This window comes from Halomonas piscis, from assembly GCF_031886125.1.
In the GTDB taxonomy this organism is placed as follows: domain Bacteria; phylum Pseudomonadota; class Gammaproteobacteria; order Pseudomonadales; family Halomonadaceae; genus Vreelandella; species Vreelandella piscis.
The window spans coordinates 2067247-2083807 of the sequence record NZ_CP119391.1; the positions used below are offsets into that span (position 1 = coordinate 2067247).

17 protein-coding genes are annotated in these 16561 nt (G+C 67.5%); 3 read left to right on the forward strand and 14 right to left on the reverse strand.

The annotated features are described in order from the left end of the window. Positions 1 to 309: 309 nt before the first annotated feature. On the forward strand, positions 310 to 1377 hold the full coding sequence (lipA, locus tag P1P91_RS09630; protein ID WP_311882250.1) for a lipoyl synthase: 1068 nt from the start codon (positions 310 to 312) through the stop codon (positions 1375 to 1377). A gap of 84 nt (positions 1378 to 1461) precedes the next feature. Here the strand turns inward: lipA and lipB are convergent, their stop codons facing one another. The 11 genes from lipB to P1P91_RS09685 all read right to left on the reverse strand — a co-directional run bounded on the left by lipB (position 1462) and on the right by P1P91_RS09685 (position 12012). Then, a complete protein-coding gene (gene lipB, locus P1P91_RS09635) occupies positions 1462 to 2088 on the reverse strand; it encodes a lipoyl(octanoyl) transferase LipB (protein ID WP_311885767.1) in 627 nt (208 codons plus the stop codon). 70 nt (positions 2089 to 2158) lie between these two features. Beyond that, positions 2159 to 2470: an HP0495 family protein gene (locus tag P1P91_RS09640; RefSeq protein WP_311882251.1), complete on the reverse strand. Its 312-nt coding sequence runs from the start codon at positions 2468 to 2470 to the stop codon at positions 2159 to 2161. A 46-nt stretch (positions 2471 to 2516) separates the two neighbouring features. After that, on the reverse strand, positions 2517 to 3761 hold the full coding sequence (locus tag P1P91_RS09645; protein ID WP_376717186.1) for a D-alanyl-D-alanine carboxypeptidase family protein: 1245 nt from the start codon (positions 3759 to 3761) through the stop codon (positions 2517 to 2519). 72 nt (positions 3762 to 3833) lie between these two features. Next, entirely contained in the window at positions 3834 to 4817 is a 984-nt protein-coding gene (locus P1P91_RS09650; RefSeq protein ID WP_311882252.1) for a septal ring lytic transglycosylase RlpA family protein, read from the reverse strand. After that, entirely contained in the window at positions 4814 to 5878 is a 1065-nt protein-coding gene (gene mltB / locus P1P91_RS09655; RefSeq protein WP_311882254.1) for a lytic murein transglycosylase B, read from the reverse strand. The genes P1P91_RS09650 and mltB overlap by 4 nt, the downstream gene beginning before the upstream one ends. A gap of 57 nt (positions 5879 to 5935) precedes the next feature. Then, positions 5936 to 7096, reverse strand: a complete 1161-nt coding sequence (rodA, locus tag P1P91_RS09660) for a rod shape-determining protein RodA (protein ID WP_311882256.1) — start codon at positions 7094 to 7096, stop codon at positions 5936 to 5938. 2 nt (positions 7097 to 7098) lie between these two features. Next, the gene (gene mrdA / locus P1P91_RS09665; protein WP_311882258.1) at positions 7099 to 9012 is read right to left on the reverse strand and encodes a penicillin-binding protein 2; all 1914 of its coding nucleotides are present in this window, start codon (positions 9010 to 9012) and stop codon (positions 7099 to 7101) included. Positions 9013 to 9105: 93 nt separating this feature from the next. After that, entirely contained in the window at positions 9106 to 9573 is a 468-nt protein-coding gene (gene rlmH, locus P1P91_RS09670) for a 23S rRNA (pseudouridine(1915)-N(3))-methyltransferase RlmH (RefSeq protein ID WP_311882260.1), read from the reverse strand. Continuing rightward, a complete protein-coding gene (gene rsfS / locus P1P91_RS09675) occupies positions 9570 to 9953 on the reverse strand; it encodes a ribosome silencing factor (protein WP_311882261.1) in 384 nt (127 codons plus the stop codon). The genes rlmH and rsfS overlap by 4 nt, the downstream gene beginning before the upstream one ends. A 98-nt stretch (positions 9954 to 10051) precedes the next feature. Then, a complete protein-coding gene (nadD, locus tag P1P91_RS09680) occupies positions 10052 to 10729 on the reverse strand; it encodes a nicotinate-nucleotide adenylyltransferase (RefSeq protein ID WP_311882263.1) in 678 nt (225 codons plus the stop codon). Then, a complete protein-coding gene (locus tag P1P91_RS09685) occupies positions 10726 to 12012 on the reverse strand; it encodes a glutamate-5-semialdehyde dehydrogenase (protein ID WP_311882264.1) in 1287 nt (428 codons plus the stop codon). The genes nadD and P1P91_RS09685 overlap by 4 nt, the downstream gene beginning before the upstream one ends. Positions 12013 to 12149: 137 nt before the next feature. Here P1P91_RS09685 and P1P91_RS09690 point away from each other — a divergent pair, with 137 nt between their 5' ends. Next, the gene (locus P1P91_RS09690) at positions 12150 to 12986 is read left to right on the forward strand and encodes a hypothetical protein (RefSeq protein WP_311882266.1); all 837 of its coding nucleotides are present in this window, start codon (positions 12150 to 12152) and stop codon (positions 12984 to 12986) included. After that, on the forward strand, positions 12983 to 13843 hold the full coding sequence (locus P1P91_RS09695) for a diguanylate cyclase domain-containing protein (protein ID WP_311882268.1): 861 nt from the start codon (positions 12983 to 12985) through the stop codon (positions 13841 to 13843). Before P1P91_RS09690 ends, P1P91_RS09695 begins: the two co-directional genes overlap by 4 nt. Before the next feature lie 29 nt (positions 13844 to 13872). On the opposite strand, the gene P1P91_RS09700 is transcribed toward P1P91_RS09695, so the two are convergent. Genes P1P91_RS09700 through mpl form a run of 3 tightly spaced genes read right to left on the reverse strand, consistent with a single transcriptional unit; the run spans position 13873 to position 16544 of the window. Continuing rightward, a complete protein-coding gene (locus tag P1P91_RS09700) occupies positions 13873 to 14496 on the reverse strand; it encodes a LysE family translocator (RefSeq protein ID WP_311882270.1) in 624 nt (207 codons plus the stop codon). A 12-nt stretch (positions 14497 to 14508) separates the two neighbouring features. After that, positions 14509 to 15147 (reverse strand): flavin prenyltransferase UbiX, encoded by a 639-nt coding sequence (locus P1P91_RS09705; RefSeq protein ID WP_311882271.1) that lies wholly within the window; start codon positions 15145 to 15147, stop codon positions 14509 to 14511. Further along, entirely contained in the window at positions 15144 to 16544 is a 1401-nt protein-coding gene (gene mpl / locus P1P91_RS09710) for a UDP-N-acetylmuramate:L-alanyl-gamma-D-glutamyl-meso-diaminopimelate ligase (RefSeq protein ID WP_311882273.1), read from the reverse strand. Before mpl ends, P1P91_RS09705 begins: the two co-directional genes overlap by 4 nt. Between the last annotated feature and the right edge of the window lie 17 nt (positions 16545 to 16561).

Below are 16561 nucleotides of genomic sequence, written 5' to 3' on the forward strand. Positions count from 1 at the left end.
TTGCGCGAGTGAAAAAATGCGCCTACCCTAACCTACGCCCAAACGAAGCGCTAGCCCGGCCGACGCAATGGCGGGGGCCATCGCCGTTAGCCACGGCCATCCGAGCCGAGACTATCTGTCCCTCTTTTTCCGGGCAATGACTCTGGGTATGGCCATCGGCGACAGCCCCGGGACAAAGGTCGGGAAAATATCTCGCGCGGCGGTAATCATGTTACATTGACCGCATTTACCGACGCATCCATTGGCGTGCTGGCGCCCCGATTATCGGCGGCATGGCCCGTCATCGCACAGTAGAGGCTCTTATCAGTCATGAGCAACGATACCTTGCAGCGCGTGCAAAGCGGCGAAAAATTCCGCAACGATCGCGGTATGTCAGTCATCAAGGACGGAATCAAGCAGCGCAAGGCGGCGGCTGACGCCGAGCCCGATGCTTCGCTTGCGCGCAAGCCCAAGTGGCTGCGCGCGCGGGTTCCCGGCGGCGAGCGCTTTGAGGCGGTGAAAAAAAACGTCGCCAAGCACAACCTGAGCACCGTGTGTGCCGAGTCCCACTGCCCCAACCTGGGCGAATGCTGGAGCAACGGCACCGCCACCATCATGCTGATGGGCTCGGTATGCACCCGTGCCTGCCGCTTCTGCGCGGTGGATACCGGCAACCCCCAGGGCTGGCTGGACAAGGACGAGCCGGCCAACACCGCCAACTCGGTGGAGCTGATGGGGCTGCGCTACATCGTGTTGACTTCGGTAGACCGCGACGACCTGGACGACGGCGGCGCCGGCCACTACGCCAGCTGCGTTCGCGCGATCAAGGAGCGCACCCCCGAGGTGGTGGTCGAAGCGCTGACCCCGGACTTCGACGCCGACCCCGCCGCCATCGAGCGGGTGGCAGACTCGGGCCTTGAGGTATTTGCCCAGAACGTCGAAACCGTCGAACGCTTGACTTCCCGAGTCCGCGACCCCCGCGCCGGCTACCGCCAGACGCTGGACGTGCTGGCCCACGCCAAGCGTCACCGCCCGGACCTTATCACCAAGACCAGCATCATGCTGGGGCTTGGCGAGACCGACGAGGAAATCATGCAGACGTTTGACGACCTGCGCGACATCGGCGTGGATATCGTCACCCTCGGCCAGTACCTGCGCCCGACGAAAAACCACCTGCCGGTGGAGCGCTGGGTCACCCCGGAAGAGTTCGAGGACTACCGCCAAAAAGGGCTTGCCAAGGGTTTCATGGAGGTGCCCTCCGGCCCGCTGGTGCGCTCGAGCTACCGCGCCGACCGAGTATTCGAGAAAAACAACCTGGGGCTGGCTTCGCCGGCCGCCGTCCCCGGCCAGCAAGCCGGCGACGACGACAACCTGATCCCGGTACAAAGCGTTAGCTAAGCGATCCGCCACCGACGCACAAAAAACCGCCGCCCCTGTCACCTCAGAGGCGGCGGTTTTTTTTGAACGGCTTCTTGAACGGCGCTATGCCTTGGCGCCAGGCGTTATTGGCGATACGGGTGTCAGCTCACGCTCGATACGCCGCGCCAGCGCCCGGGCCAGCTGCTCGCCGACCCGCTCCACGCTCGCCCTTTCTGCGTCTTCCCGGCGCTCGATCAGCGAAGACAGTCGCGCCATGGGCATACCTGCATGGCCGCAGGGGTTGATGCGGGAAAACGGCGCCAGGTCGCCGTCGACGTTCAGCGCCACGCCGTGGTAGCTCGACCCGCGGCGGATGCGCAGGCCGAGCGAGGCAATCTTCGCTTCCTCTCCGCCGGCGAGAGTCACGTAAACGCCCGGCGCATCGGGCCTTGCCCGAGCGGCGACGGCGTAGCCGGCCAGCACATCGATCACCGCGTTTTCCATGGCCGTCACCAATGCTCGCACGCCAAGCCCTGCCCGGCGCACGTCGATCAGCGGGTACAGCACCACCTGGCCGGGGCCGTGGTAGGTCACCTGGCCGCCGCGGTCGGTGTGAACCACGGGGATCTCGCCGGGCATCAGCACGTGCTCGGGCTTGCCGGCCTGCCCCTGGGTAAACACCGGCTCGTGTTCAACCAGCCAGAACTGGTCGGCCGCCCGGTCATCCCGGGTATCGGTCAGCTCGCGCATGGCCTGCCACACGGGCAGGTACGCACGCCGCCCCAGCCGGTGGAGCTCGATCGCCGCCAGCTCGCCCACGCTACACCACCATGTGCACGCGGCCGGTGGCCTTGAGTTCCTCGAACAGCGCCTTCAGCTGCGCCTCGCCGGTGGCGCGAATGCTCAGGCGCACCGACTGAAAGCGGCCGTTGCGGCTGTCGATCACCTGAATGCCGGCGGCGTCGAGGTCCGGCGCATGGCGCTTGGTCACCTCGCACACGACGGCGGCAAAGTCCTCTGCCGCGTCGCCAACCACCTTGATCGGGTAGTCACACGGAAAGGTGATTTCGGGTCTCTTCTGCGCCCCGGCCTGGCGCATGTCGCGAAACGCACGATTGCGGCCTGACTGCATGTTTCCTCCTGCTTGCTCGTCGTGGACAGCCGGGGGAGCCCCAGGCTTAATCGGTAAAGCGGCTCAGCAGGCCGCTGAAGAAGCGCTTGACCTGGTCCATCAGGCGTTTGAACAGCCCGCCCTCCTCGACGTCTTCCAGAGCGACCAGGGCGCGCGTACCGACAACCTTGTCGCCCAGGGTGACTTCGAGCGTGCCCACTTCGTCGCCCTTCGCAACAGGAGCGCTGAGGTCGCTATCCAGGTTCAGCCGAGCCTGCAGCTCTTCGCTGCGGTTGCGCGGCAGGGTCATGGTCACTTCGCTGTCCACGCCCACGCGCACCTTGTCGATCTCGCCACCCCAGACACGCGGTGAGGCCAGCACCGCACCGCGCTCGTAAAGGTGCCGGGTGTCATAAAAGCGAAAGCCGTAGCTTAACAGCTTCTGGGTCTCCTGAACCCGGGCCTCTTCCGACTTGGTGCCCATGACCACCGCGATCAGGCGCATCTCATCGCGCTTGGCCGAGGACACCAGGCAATAGCCGGCGGCATCGGTCCAGCCGGTTTTCAGCCCGTCGGCCGATGGGTCGCGCCACAGCAGGCGGTTGCGGTTGGGCTGCTCGATACCGCCGTAGGTAAAGCTGCGCTCGGAGTACATTTTATAGTGCTCCGGATAGTCGTTGATGATATGGCGAGTCAGCCGCGCCAGATCATGAGCGCTGGAATAGTGGCCTTCCACCGGCAGCCCGGTAGCGTTTTTGAAATGGGTGTTCTCCATGTCCAGCCGGGAAGCGTGCTGATTCATCAGGTCGGCAAACTGCGCCTCGCCGCCGGCCAGGTGCTCGGCCATGGCAACGCTGGCGTCGTTGCCCGAGACGATCACAATGCCGTGCAGAAGCTTTTCCACGGACACCTGATTACCCACTTCGATAAACATTTTCGAGCCGCCGGTACGCCAGGCCTTCTCGCTGACGTTGACCTTGTCATCGGGCTCGATGGAGCCCTGATTGAGCTCGCGCTCGACCAGATAGGCGGTCATCAGCTTGGTCAGACTCGCCGGCGGCAGGCGCTTGTCGGCGTTTTGCCGGGCGAGAATATGGCCGCTGTTGGCATCCATCAAGATCCACGAGCTGGCGGCAAGTGTCGGCGCGGCGGGAATGAGCGTCTGCGGCTTGGGCACCGCCTGGGCGCTGGCCATGGCCGGCGCCAGGGTAACCGCAGCCGCCGCCACCAGGCCCAGCGCTGCCGCCCGCAGGCGGCGCCCCAGACGCTGAGTGGAGGCGACGGAAAAAGAGTTTGCGAACAACGCTTTCATCACATGATTTCTCGTTTAAAACATTCAGTAACGGCAAGGCGCGCACTATACGCCGCTTGCGTCCGGGGCGCATTATCGCACGATAAACGCCCGGGGAAAGCCTGCCCGACGCAGGGCCTCGCGCAGCGCACCGTCATCGCCTTCGGCGATGACCGGCCCGACCTGGACCCGGTAAATCCCGTCGCCCGGATCGATGCGCACGTCTTCCCCCAGCTCGCCCTCCAGGCGGCGTTTGAGCTTCTGCGCCCCCGGCCGGCTCTCCAGCGCCGCTACCTGCCAGTAGGCGCCGCTTCCTGCAGGCCCCGGCTCGGTGCTGTCCGCCGGGGTCTGCCTTGCCGGCGGCCGCCTGGGCGAGGTCGGCCGGTTCGATGACGTGTTCGCCGCTGCCTCGGGCGCGGCCTCGCCCTGCTGCGCGAGCCACTGTTCGGGGTCGATGGCTTCTACCCTGACCCTTCCTGTGCCGTCATCGGTGATCCCCAGCCTCGAGGCCGCCGCGTAAGACAGGTCGATGACGCGCTCGCTGTGAAACGGCCCGCGATCGTTGACCCGCACGATGACGGACTTGTCCGTCCCCTCCCGGGTGACCCGGGCAAACGTCGGCAGCGGCAGCGAGCGGTGGGCCGCGCTCATCCGATACATGTCGTAGATCTCGCCGCTGGAGGTGGCGTAGCCGTGAAATTTCTTGCCGTACCAGGAGGCCGTCCCGGTTTTGCTGTAGCCGCGGGCATCGGGCAGCACCCGGTACTTTTTGCCCCACACCGTGTAGCTTGAACGATTGCCCGCCCGGGAGCGCGGCTCGACGCGCGGCACGGCGTCGGGCACGTCGGAGACGTCCGGCGGGTCCAGCGGGTAGGCGTCGGCGCTCATGGCGTAGCGCCCGCCGCTATCGGCCTTGACACTCTTGTCGGCTGCCGCGCTTTCGTCGGCTGCCCCCGCCGAGGGGCGCGGGCTCTGGCCGGCGCAGCCGGCAAGCGCCAGCAGCGCACAGACCACGGCGGTAGATAAAATAAGCCTGGGGGGTACGGCAGCGGGCCATACGGCAAAGCATGATCTCATGCCGAGTCCTCGTCCTGATGGGATGACTGGGCGTCAGCGGCAATGGCCCGGGCAAGCTCGGCCACTGCCATGGCGTAAAGGTGGCTGTGGTTATAGCGCATGATCACGTAGAAATTGTACCCGCCAAGCCGGTAAGTGGGCGGCCCCGTCTCTGCGGCCAGGCGCAGCGGCACTACCGGGGATTCGGCGTCATCGATCAGGCTTTCAAGCGTACGCCCCAGCGGGTAGACGCCGGCCGACACGGCCTCGCCAAGCGTCGTGTCGGGCGGCGACGTCCGGTTGAGCGCCAAGGCGTCGGGGGGCGCTTCTGGTCCCAGCGCCGGCTGGTAGACGGCCTCCCCCCGGCGCCAGCCGTGCTCGGCAAAGTAGTTGGCCACGCTGCCGATGGCGTCTACCGGGTTATGCCACAGATCGCGCTGACCGTCGCCGTCAAAGTCGATGGCATAGGCGTCATAGCTGGTGGGGATGAACTGCGGATAGCCCATGGCGCCGGCGTAGGAGCCGAGCAGGCTTTGCGGCTCCATGTCCTGCTCGTAGGCCAGGCGCAGAAACGCCGCCAGCTCGCCGCGAAAGAAATCGCCGCGCTCGGGGTGCTCGAACGCCAGCGTGGCCAGCGAGTCCAGTACGCGGTGGTCGCCCTTGTGGCGTCCGTAGTAGGTTTCCACGCCGATGATGGCGGTAATCACTTCCGGCGGCACGCCGTAGGTAGCCCGCGCCCGCTCCAGCGCTTCGCGGTGGCGTTCCATGAAGGTGACACCCTGCTCAATACGCTCGGCGGTGAAGAAGATCGCCCGGTACTCGGGCCACGCCAGGTGGCGCTCGACGGCGCCGGACATGGCGTCCAGCACCTCCTCGCTGGCATTGGCCCTGGCCAGCGCCGTCACGAGAAAGTCCCGGGGCAGCCCCTCTGCGCTCAGCTCGTCTACCAGCGCCGCGGCGGCGGAGCCGGGCTCTTCCGGATCAAAGTCCGGGGCGGCGGCGACAGAGGGCGCTGCCGCCAGCAGGCCTAGCGTCAGCAGGGCCGAGACGAGCCATGGCGGCCGAGAGGCTTTCTCTAACATTGGTTTACTCCTGAAAACGGCGGATGGTGGCGGTAGCGTTGCCATGTTCCGGGCCGATCAGCGCGGCAGCAGCCGCCGATGGGCATGGACGGACATGAGAATACCGAACCCCGCCAGCAGGGTCACGCTCGAGGTGCCGCCGTAGCTGATCAGCGGCAGCGGCACCCCCACCACGGGCAGGATGCCGCTGACCATGCCGACGTTGACAAACACGTAAATGAAAAACGTCAGGATGACGCTGCCGGCCATCAGCCGGCCAAAGGTATCCTGAACACCGGCGGCCAGCCACAGCCCCCGGCACACGATGACAAAATACAGCGCCAGCAGCGCGATCATCCCTATCAGACCAAACTCCTCACCCAGCACGGCGACGATAAAGTCGGTGTGGCGCTCGGGCAGAAACTCCAGCTGCGACTGGGTGCCCTCGAACCAGCCCTTGCCCTGAAGCCCGCCGCTGCCGATGGCCGTGGTCGACTGGATGATATTCCAGCCCGATCCCAGCGGATCGCTTTCGGGATTCAAAAACGTCAGCACCCGCTGGCGCTGGTAGTTTTGCAGATTGATCCATAAAAGCGGCAGCGCAGCCCCGGCGAGAAGCAGGAAAAACCCGATCAGCCGCCAGGAGAGACCCGCCAGCAGCACCACGATCAGCGCCGAGCTCGTGACCAGCAGCGACGTGCCCAGGTCCGGCTGCATGGCGATGAGCACCACCGGCAGGCCGATCAGTACGGCGGCGACGAACAGGTGTGGCAGGCGCGGCGGAAGGCCGGTGCGGCTGAGGTAGGCGGACACCATCAGCGGCGTGGCCAGCTTCATCATTTCCGAGGGCTGAAACCGCACGACGCCGGGGATTTCCAGCCAGCGCTGGGCACCCATGCCGATATCCCCCACCAGCTCCACGGCGATCAGCATCACCACGCCCAGGCCGTAGGCCAGCGGCGCCCAGCGATAAAACGTCGCCGGCGGAAACTGCGCCAGCGCCGCCATGATGCCAAAGGCCACCACAAAGCGCAGGGCCTGCCCGACCACCATGTCGGTGTGTTTGCCCGAGGCGCTGTAAAGCACCAGCAACCCGGCGCCGACCAGCGCCAGCAGCAGCGCCAATAGCCAGGGGTCCAGGTGGAGGCTCTGCCACAGGCTCTTGCGCCGGGACATGCCGCTGTCCGGCGGGCGCACGGGATAGCGGTTGAGCAGGCGGGAAAGCGTCGTCCAGGGCATGGCTAGTCATCCTCCCTGCTGCGGCCGGCGGCGGATCCCAAGTCCGCCGAGTCCTTATCCTCGCCGGGCATGTGGCCCTCCTCCAGCAGCCAGGCATCGGTCATCGCCCGGGCCAGGTGGGCGGCGTGAGTGCTGCCGCCGCCGGCATTCTCGACGATGACCGCAACGGCGATCTGCGGATCCTCGACCGGGGCAAAGGCAATGAACAGCGCGTGATCGCGCAGGCGCTCGGCCAGTTCCTCGGCGTTATAGCGCTCGTCCCGGCCCAGCGAAAATACCTGGGCCGTCCCCGATTTTCCCGCCATGCGGTACTCGAGCCCCTTGCCGGTGCGCCGGGCGGTGCCTTCGTGGCCGCTGAGGACCTTTTCCATACCGCTGAACACCGTGTCCCAGCCGCTCGGATCGGGCAGGTCGATGTCGTCGGGAGTGTCGGGGAGCTCGTCGGGCAGCGGCTCGTCGCCGATGCTGCTCGCCAGGTGCGGCTTCACCCAGTCGCCTTTGTTGGCAAGCGTCGCCGTGGCCGCAGCAAGCTGCAGCGGCGTCAGCTGCAGGTACCCCTGGCCGATGCCCACCGACAGCGTCTCGCCGGGATACCAGGACTGGTTGTAGCGCTCCCGCTTCCACTCCCGGGACGGCAGCAGCCCGCTGCTTTCGCCCTGGATGTCGTGCCCCACGCGCTGGCCCATGCCGAAAGCCCCCAGCTGGCGCTCGAGCTTGTCGATTCCCAGGTCATGGGCCAGCGAGTAGTAGTAGGTGTTGTTGGACACCGCCAGCGAGCGCTCCATATCCACCCGGCCGTGCCCCCAGCGCAGCCAGTTGCGATAGCGGCGCGAGTCGTTGGGCAGCTGGAAATACCCCGGATCGTTGATCGTCTTGTTCGGCGTGATCACGCCTTCGCGCAGCCCGGCAACGGCGACAAAGGGCTTGATCGTCGACCCGGTGGGGTAGCGACCGCGAATCGCCCGGTTGAAAAGCGGCAGGTCGATGTCCTGCTGCAGCGCCTGGTAGGAGGCGACGTCGATCCCGGTGACAAAGCGGTTGCTGTCAAACCCCGGCGCCGATGCCAGCGCCAGGATATCGCCGCTGTCGGGCTGGATGGCAACGATCGAGCCGCGCCGGCCGTCCAGCAAATCGAACGCCAGCTGCTGCATGTCCGTGTCCAGGGTCAGCGTGAGATTCTTGCCCGGCACCGGGTCCTGGCGGCCCAGCTCGCGCAGCACCCGCCCCCGGGCGTTGGTTTCCACCTTGCGCAGCCCCGCCTGGCCGTGCAGCTGCTGCTCGTAAAACCGCTCGATGCCGGTCTTGCCGATAAAGTGCGTGCCGGCGTAGCGCCCGGCATCCAGGTTCTTGAGCTCTTCGGCGTTGATCCGCCCGACGTAGCCCAGCGCATGGGACATGATGCGGGCGTGGGGATAGTAGCGCAGCAGCTGGGCCTCGACTTCCACGCCGGGCAGCCGGTGGCGGTTGACCGCCAGCCGGGCGATCTGCTCCTGGGTCAGATCGCTCATCAAAAGCGCCGGCTGAAAGGGCCGCTGGCGCTGGCGCGAGCGCTTCTTGAACGCCGCGACGTCGTCCTGGGGAAGCTCGAGCAGCGTGACCAGGCGCTCGAGGGTCCGGTCCAGATCGTCGACCCGCTCGCGCACCAGGGTCAGATTGTAGGTCGGGCGGTTTTCGGCCAGCAGCACGCCGTTGCGGTCGTAGACCAGTCCGCGGGTCGGCGGCAGCGGCTCCACGCGCACGCGGTTGCTCTCCGAGCGGGTGCTGTACTTGTCGTGCTCGACGACCTGGAGATAGACCAGCCGACCCACCAGCAGCGCGGTCAGCGCCACCACCACCACTAGTGCCAGCAGCGCCCGCCGGCGAAAGATCCGCAGTTCCTGCTCGGTGTTTTTCAGCGTATCAAGGCGCGGTGGCATGGCAGCGGCTAACGGTTACGTGAAGGCAAAACAATCGCGCGGACTCCCGGCTATGGCGGTGGATCAGGCCGTGAACGTGCCGGCAGCACGCCCTCAGCGGTGGTAGGGATGACCGACCACTAACGTCCAGGCGCGGTACAGCTGCTCGGCCAGAATCACCCGCACCAGCGGGTGCGGCAGGGTCAGCGGCGACAGCGACCAGGCGCTTTGCGCCCGGGCGGAGAGCGCCGGATCAAGGCCGTCGGGGCCGCCCACCAGCAGCGCCACGTCGCGCCCTTCCATGCGCCAGCCCTCGGCCTGTCGGGCCAGCTGGCGTGTGCTCCAGGGCTTGCCCGAGACTTCCAGCGCCACCAGGTGCTCGTCGCCTTTCAGGCGCTCGCCCATGCGCCGGGCCTCCTGTTCTCGCGCCCTGTCGGCGGGGGTATTCTTGCCGCGCCGGGCCGGGGCGATTTCTTCCACTTCCAGAGCGAAGTCGCGGGGCAGACGCTTGCGATAGGTAGCCACGCCCTCTTCCACCCAGCCGGGCATGCGCGTGCCCACCGCCAGCAGGCGCAGCCTCACCGTCCGCCGGCCTGCTCTTCCAGGCGCTCGCGCAGCTGTTCGACGCCGCCTTCGGCGGGCAGGTCGGCCCACAGGCGCTCCAGATCGTAAAGCTCGCGGGCTTCGGGCAGCATGACGTGCACCACCACGTCGCCGAGGTCCACCAGCACCCAGTCGGCGTTGCTGCCGCCCTCGACCCCGCGCGGCGCAAGCCCGCCGGCCTTGGCCTTTTCCACCACGTTCTGCGCCAGCGCCGCGACGTGGCGCGTCGAGGTGGCGCTGGCCACCATCATGACGTCGGTGACGTTGGTCAGCGCGGCCACGTCGATTGTGCTTATATCCCGGGCCTTGAGTTCTTCCAGGGCGTCAAGCGCCAGCTGCTTTAAGGTATCAATGTGCATGAGAGGTAATTGCCAACTCCGTGGGAAACCGTGTAAAAGCCGGCCATTGTAACGGCTTTGGGCGTGACTGCCAGCGCTATTGCCGCCTGGCAGGCAGCCTATTGGTAGAGCCGCCGGGACACGGCGGCGCGTTCGACGGCCGCGGGCAGGAGATAGCGTACGCTTCGCCCCTCCTGCAGGCGCTGCCGTATGGCGGTAGCGGAAATGGCCATGCGCGACGGCAGCGTCAGGCGCAAAAGCCCGCCACAGGGCGAGCGCATGAGCGCCTGCGCGTCTGCGACCTCGCGCTGGCCGATGAGTTCCTCAAGACGAGCGGTTGGCTCAAGGGAATGCTCCGGCCGGGCCATCACCACAATGTGCGCCAGGTCGAAAAGGCGCGCCGGCGCGTGCCAGTCGGCCAGCCGGGAAAAGGCGTCTTCCCCCAGCGCCATGACAAGGCGCGCGGCCGGGCCGTATTCGTCGCGCAGCTGCGCCAGCGTGTCGGCGCTGTAGGACGGCCCTTCGCGGGCAAGCTCGCGGCCGTCGGCATAAAGTCCGGGGGTATCGCCGATGCCCGCCTCGAGAAGCGCCAGCCGCTCTTCGGCCGCAACCTGAGGGCGCCCGCGCAGCGGCGGCTGGGGGGCGGGAATCATGTGCAGACGGTCAAGCGCCAGCGCTTCGTGAAGCTCCACGGCGCTGCGCAGATGGCCCAGATGCACCGGGTCGAAAGTGCCGCCGAGCATGCCGATGCGCGGCGCTCCGGCGGCGCCTGAAGCGGGCGCCTCTTTCCGGCTCATTGGCGGGTCTGACCGTCGCCGAAGACGATATACTTGCGCGTGGTCAGCCCTTCCAGGCCCACCGGCCCCCGAGCGTGAAGCTTGTCGGTGGAAATGCCGATTTCCGCGCCCAGCCCGTACTCGGCGCCGTCGGCAAAGCGGGTGGAGGCGTTGACCATCACCGAGCTTGAATCCACCTCGGCCATGAAGCGCCGCGCCAGGCTGTAGTCCCGGGTAACGATGGCGTCGGTATGCTGTGAGCCGTAGCGCTCGATGTGCGCCATGGCGTCGTCAGCGCCGTCAACCACCTTGATCGCCAGCACCGGCGCCAGGTATTCCTCGCTCCAGTCGTCGTCGCTGGCCGGGGTAATGCGCGTCAACACCTGGCGGGTGCGCTGGCAGCCGCGAAGCTCCACCCCGTGCTCGGCAAAGCGCTCGGCCAGCGCCGGCAGCAAACGCTCGGCCACGGGCGCATCCACCAGCAGGGTTTCCAGGGTATTGCAGGTGCCGTAGCGCTGGGTCTTGGCGTTTACCGCAATGGCCAGCGCCTGGTCGACGTCAGCGGTGGCGTCCACATAGACATGGCAAACCCCGTCCAGATGCTTGATCACCGGCACGCTGGCTTCCCGGGAGACCCGCTCGATCAGCGACTTGCCCCCGCGCGGGATGATCACGTCGACGAATTTGGGCATGCGAATCAGCTCGCCCACGGCGGCGCGGTCGGTGGTGGCGACCACCTGCACTGCGCTGGCGGAAAGCCCGGCGTCTTTCAGGCCGGCCTTGAGGCATTCGCTGAGCGCGGCGTTGGAGGAGCGGGCCTCGGAGCCGCCGCGCAGAATACAGGCGTTGCCGGATTTCAGGCACAGGCTGGCGGCTTCCACGGTGACGTTGGGCCGGGACTCGAAGATAATGCCGATGACCCCCAGCGGCACGCGCATCTGCCCTACCTGAATGCCGCTGGGGCGGGCGCGCAGGCCGTCGACCTCGCCCACCGGGTCGGGCAGCGCGGCGACCTGGCGAAGCCCGGCAATCATGGCGTCAATGCGCGCCTCGGTCAGTTCCAAACGATCCAGCAGCGCGGCATCGAGCCCGGCATCACGGCCGCGCTGCATGTCGTCGGCGTTGGCCGCCAGCACCGCTTCCCGGGCCTTGTCGAGCCGCTCGGCCATGGCCTCGAGCGCGCCGTTCTTGTGCCCGCTGTCGGCTCGCCTAAGGCCCTGCGCCGCCTCCCGGGCCGCCGAGCCCACCGCCTGCATATAGGCAGGAATGTCCGTCGTGTCAGATAACGCCGTGGAAACGCTCATGCCATGCTCCGTATTAGTCAACGAGGGTCAGTCACTTGTCAGTAGGCTTCAACGCGATTAGTTTCATCGCCATGAGGTTGTATAGCGGTATCGGTAGCCATGCCGCCCATGTCCCCAACGGTAAAGCATAAGCCACCATGCAAAACAAGTACAAAATCCATCCTCTGCGGGCCAACCTGCTGGCGGCGGCCACCGCGCTTTTGCTGTGGACACCGGCCGCTCCGCCGCTGGCTGCGCTGGTGATGTGGGTGTCCATCGGCTGGCTTTTCATCACCGCCCTGCTGCTCGACTTCAGCCACCGGCGCAGCCGCGGCGGGCTCCCCTGGCAGCTGCTGCCCGGCGTGCTGCTGATCGGCCTCATTGCCTCCGCGCCCCAGCGCCATATGCTGCTGGTGTGGGCCTGGGTCGCGCTTTTCATGCTCCCCCAGCCCCACTGGGTGGCCACCTTCAACCTGAGCGGCATGCTGCTGGGCATGGTGCTGATCCTTCCCCATCTGGGCCTGCCCGCCTGGACGCTGATGCTGCTCAGTCTGATTATTCTCTGCCTGATCGCCACCGCCCGAGCCAAACAGCTCAGGCTGATCCGCGGCGATCTGCGCCGGCGCCTGCGGCTGATTCCCGAGCTCAACTTCTGGACACGGGAGCAGCTGCTGCTCGACCTCAGGCGCGAACAGCGCCGCTGCGCGCGCGAGGCGGTGCACGGGGAGCTGGTGATTTTCCGCGTCAGGCGTCGCCGGCTGTGGCCGCTGGCGCGCCGCCTGTGCCGGCTGCTCTACGGCTTTGAAAGCGCCTACCGCGTCGATGGCCGCACCCTGGCGGCGATACTCTTTGCCCCCTCGCCCGGGGAAGGCGAAAAGCGTCGCCGGCGGCTGACTGCCGCGCTTGCGGGCCCTGTTCTTGGCCAGAGCAGCCTCTCCCTTGCCGACCTCCGGCTCGAGGCGCTCGATCTGAACGCGCTGGCGGCAGCCTCATGAGCGGCCACGCCATCTCCCGCCGCCTGATGACCCTGGCCTTCGCCGCCAGCCCCGTGCTGATGGCGATCTACGCCGCCTGGCGCTACGCCATGGGCGACTACGTCAGCCTGTTCACGCCGCTGTTCATGGTGCTGGTGCTGCTGGCCGCGCTGCTGCTTCATCTGTACCGTTCGTCGTCGCCGTACCTGCCGCGCATGATTCTGCTGCTGGCCACCTACCTGACCCTGCTCGCCGCGATCTGGCATCCGCCGGCTATCTCGCCGGTGTGGCTGGGGCTGCCGCTCGCCGCCACCTTTTTACTGCTGCCGCTGTGGGCGGCGCTGGCGATCGTTCTGCTTCTGGCGCCGGCGTGGTGGCTGACGCCGCTGGCAAGCGCCTCCCCCAGCTGGGTAATGGGCTTTCTGATCACCGCGCTGCTGCTCGCCTTGCCGCGCTGGGAGCATGCCCGGCGCCGGGCGCTGCTGCGCGCCCTGGTGCTCGGCCGCCGCCTGGCGGTGCTGGCTATCCACCTGCCCCAGCTGGATATGGCCGGCGAGCAGTTCGGCCACCGCGCCCGGCGGGCGCTGCTCGACACTCTGTGCCGCGAGGTGCAGCGTCAGCGCCGGGACGACGATGTTCTGGGACGGGCGTCGGCCGCGACGTTCTGGCTGGTTCTGCCCGACACCGGCGAAAGCGGGGCCCTGCTGCTGCAGGAGCGGCTGACCCGGGAGCTTGCCCGCCAGGTGCTGGTGGAAACCGGCCAGCTGGAAGCCCGCGTCGCCGTTTGTCGGCTGCGCCAGGGCGAAGGCATCGCGCCGTTCACCGCGCGGCTAGAGCAGCGCAGCAGAGCGCTGGCCGCGCCGCCGGAGCGGGTTTGACGGCCACCCCCCCACCGTGCCTCAGCGCTTCAGCCCAGCGCCAGCCACAGCCCCACGCCCACCATCAGCGTGCCGGAGATACGGTTGAGCAGGCGCACCCCGGCTCCTCGGGCCAGCAGCTGGCGCAGCGTCTTGCCGCCGGTGGCGTAGAGCACCAGGCAGACAAACTCGATGGTCAGAATGACCGCCACCAGCATGGCAAGCTGAGGCCCCAGCGCTCGGCCGTCGTCGAGAAACGGCGGCAGCAGCACCATCAGAAACGCCCAGCCCTTGGGATTGGCAATGGCGGTGATGAAGCCCTGGACGAACAGCGTGCTCCGGGCCGCCCTGTCGCCGGCGCTGAACTCGTCGGGGATCGCCATGCGCCCGCGCGAGCGCCACATCATGAGCCCCAGGTACGCCAGATAGGCCCCGCCCGCCCACTTGAACAGCACAAACGCTTCCGGGCTCTTGAGCATCAGCGCGGCCACCCCGGCACCCGCCGCGACGGCCACGGTACCCACGCCCAGAAGCTCGCCGATCATCATCCACAGGGTACGCTTCACGCCCTGGGTCATGCCCAGCACCATGGCAAGTGTCATGCACATGCCCGGCGTCAGCGACACCAGTAAAAAGGTGGGCACAAAAACCGACAGCGTGGCGGGGGACAGCATAAAGGCTCCTGGTCAGCGCGGCGATTCGCCGGCCTCGCCCCAGCGCGGCATCAGCGCATGTTCGATGCCCAGCTGGTTGAGAATGCGCGCGACGATGAAGTCGATCAGATCGTCAACCGACGCCGGGCGATGATAGAACCCCGGCGCCGCCGGCAGGATCACCGCGCCCAGCCGGGAAAGCGCGAGCATGTGCTCCAGATGGATCGGCGAAAAAGGGCTTTCCCGGGGCACCATCACCAGGGTGCGGCGCTCCTTGATGGCAACGTCGGCGGCGCGTTCGATCAGGTTGTTGCTGGCCCCGGTGGCCACCGCCGAGAGCGTGCCCGTGGAGCACGGGCAGATCACCATGCTGGAGGGCGCGCCGGAACCCGAGGCCACCGGGGCCATCCAGTCCTCCCGGCCAAAGCAGCGGATCTGGCCCTCGGCGGCGCCGCTGCGCTCCCTTAGCGCCCCCACCAGCCGCGCAGGCGCGGCGGGCAGCTCCGCGTCGGTTTCGGTGGCGATGACCATGTGCGCGGCCTTGGAGATCATCACCCAGACCTCGTGGCCGGACGCCACCAGCACGTCGATCAGGCGCAGGGCGTACTGGGCGCCGGACGCGCCGGTCAGCGCCACGGTCACCGGCGGCTTGAAGCCCGCCGCCCGGCTCATGCCCGGCGCTCCGCGCGGGCCGCCTCAAGGGCCTCCAGCAGGCGCTGGTGAATGCCGCCAAAGCCGCCGTTGGACATCACCACGATGCGGTCTCCGGCCTCGGCGCGGCCGACCGCCGCCGCCACCAGCGCGTCGATGTCGTCGTGCAGGCTGGCGCGCTCGCCCTGGGGGGCAATCAGAGACGCCAGCGACCAGTCGAGCCCCGGCGGCTGGTACCAGAAGGCGTGGTCGGCGCTGGCCACGCTCTTGTTGAGCCGCGCCTTGAGCGCGCCCAGGCGCATGGTGTTGGAGCGCGGCTCGATCACCGCCAAAAGCCGCCCCTTGGCCGTGGCCGCGCGCAGCCCGTCAAGGGTGGCGGCAATCGCCGTGGGGTGGTGGGCAAAGTCGTCGATCACCTGGATACCGGCCACCTCGCCGCGCACTTCCTGTCGCCGACGGGGGCTTTCAAAGCGGGAAAGCGCGGCGCAGCCCCGGGCCAGGTCCACCCCGCAGGCGTGGGCGGCGGCCAGCGCCGCCAGGGCGTTATAGCCGTTATATTCGCCGGTAAGCGACCACTCGACCATGGCATCGTCCCCGTTTGCCACGGCGTGCGTCACGCGAAAACGGCTGGCATCGTCGTGTTCGAGCGCCAGCTGCCATTCGCCATCGCCTTCCTTGCCAAAGCGCTCCACCGGCGTCCAGGCGCCCTGCTCCAATACGCGCTCCAGCGCCGGCTGGCCGCCGGCCACCAGCAGCCGGCCGTTGCCCGGCACGGTGCGCACCAGGTGATGGAACTGACGTTCTATCGCCGCCAGGTCGGGGAAAATATCCGCGTGGTCAAACTCCAGGTTGCCCAGCACGGCGATGGTTGGCCGGTAGTGAACGAACTTGGAGCGCTTGTCGAAAAACGCCGTGTCGTACTCGTCGGCCTCCACCACAAAGGGGGCGTCCTCGCCGCCCAGGCGTGCCGACACGCCGAAGTTGCGCGGCACTCCGCCGATCAGAAAGCCGGGATGCTGACCCGCGCTCTCCAAAAGCCAGGCCAGCATGCTCGCCGTGGTGGTCTTGCCGTGGGTGCCGGCCACCGCTATCACCTTGCGGCCGGCAAGTACGTGCTCCCCCAGCCACTGGGCGCCGGAGGTATAGGCAAGCCCGCGATTGAGCAGCGCCTCGACCTCGGGGTTGCCCCGGGACAGCGCATTGCCCACTATGACCAGGTCCGGCGCGGCCCCGGTGGTAGCGTCCAGATTGCCTGCGCCGTAGCCCTCCTGCAGGGCAATACCGGCGTTTTCCAGCTGGGTGCTCATGGGCGGGTAGACGTTGGCGTCGGAGCCGCTGACCCGGTGGCCAAGCTCCCGGGCCAGCAGCGCCAGGCTGCCCATGAAAGTGCCGCAGATACCGATAATATGCAGATGCATGCTGGTCACACCCCTTG

Excerpts from the sequence above, each read along its gene's own strand:
- lipA (WP_311882250.1), top strand. The coding sequence starts at position 310 with ATGAGCAACGATACCTTGCAGCGCGTGCAAAGCGGCGAAAAATTCCGC.
- lipB (WP_311885767.1), bottom strand. The coding sequence starts at position 2,088 with ATGCGCGAGCTGACCGATACCCGGGATGACCGGGCGGCCGACCAGTTC.
- P1P91_RS09640 (WP_311882251.1), bottom strand. The coding sequence starts at position 2,470 with ATGCAGTCAGGCCGCAATCGTGCGTTTCGCGACATGCGCCAGGCCGGG.
- P1P91_RS09645 (WP_376717186.1), bottom strand. The coding sequence starts at position 3,761 with ATGAAAGCGTTGTTCGCAAACTCTTTTTCCGTCGCCTCCACTCAGCGT.
- P1P91_RS09650 (WP_311882252.1), bottom strand. The coding sequence starts at position 4,817 with ATGAGATCATGCTTTGCCGTATGGCCCGCTGCCGTACCCCCCAGGCTT.
- mltB (WP_311882254.1), bottom strand. The coding sequence starts at position 5,878 with ATGTTAGAGAAAGCCTCTCGGCCGCCATGGCTCGTCTCGGCCCTGCTG.
- rodA (WP_311882256.1), bottom strand. The coding sequence starts at position 7,096 with ATGCCCTGGACGACGCTTTCCCGCCTGCTCAACCGCTATCCCGTGCGC.
- mrdA (WP_311882258.1), bottom strand. The coding sequence starts at position 9,012 with ATGCCACCGCGCCTTGATACGCTGAAAAACACCGAGCAGGAACTGCGG.
- rsfS (WP_311882261.1), bottom strand. The coding sequence starts at position 9,953 with ATGCACATTGATACCTTAAAGCAGCTGGCGCTTGACGCCCTGGAAGAA.
- nadD (WP_311882263.1), bottom strand. The coding sequence starts at position 10,729 with ATGAGCCGGAAAGAGGCGCCCGCTTCAGGCGCCGCCGGAGCGCCGCGC.
- P1P91_RS09685 (WP_311882264.1), bottom strand. The coding sequence starts at position 12,012 with ATGAGCGTTTCCACGGCGTTATCTGACACGACGGACATTCCTGCCTAT.
- P1P91_RS09690 (WP_311882266.1), top strand. The coding sequence starts at position 12,150 with ATGCAAAACAAGTACAAAATCCATCCTCTGCGGGCCAACCTGCTGGCG.
- P1P91_RS09695 (WP_311882268.1), top strand. The coding sequence starts at position 12,983 with ATGAGCGGCCACGCCATCTCCCGCCGCCTGATGACCCTGGCCTTCGCC.
- P1P91_RS09700 (WP_311882270.1), bottom strand. The coding sequence starts at position 14,496 with ATGCTGTCCCCCGCCACGCTGTCGGTTTTTGTGCCCACCTTTTTACTG.
- P1P91_RS09705 (WP_311882271.1), bottom strand. The coding sequence starts at position 15,147 with ATGAGCCGGGCGGCGGGCTTCAAGCCGCCGGTGACCGTGGCGCTGACC.
- mpl (WP_311882273.1), bottom strand. The coding sequence starts at position 16,544 with ATGCATCTGCATATTATCGGTATCTGCGGCACTTTCATGGGCAGCCTG.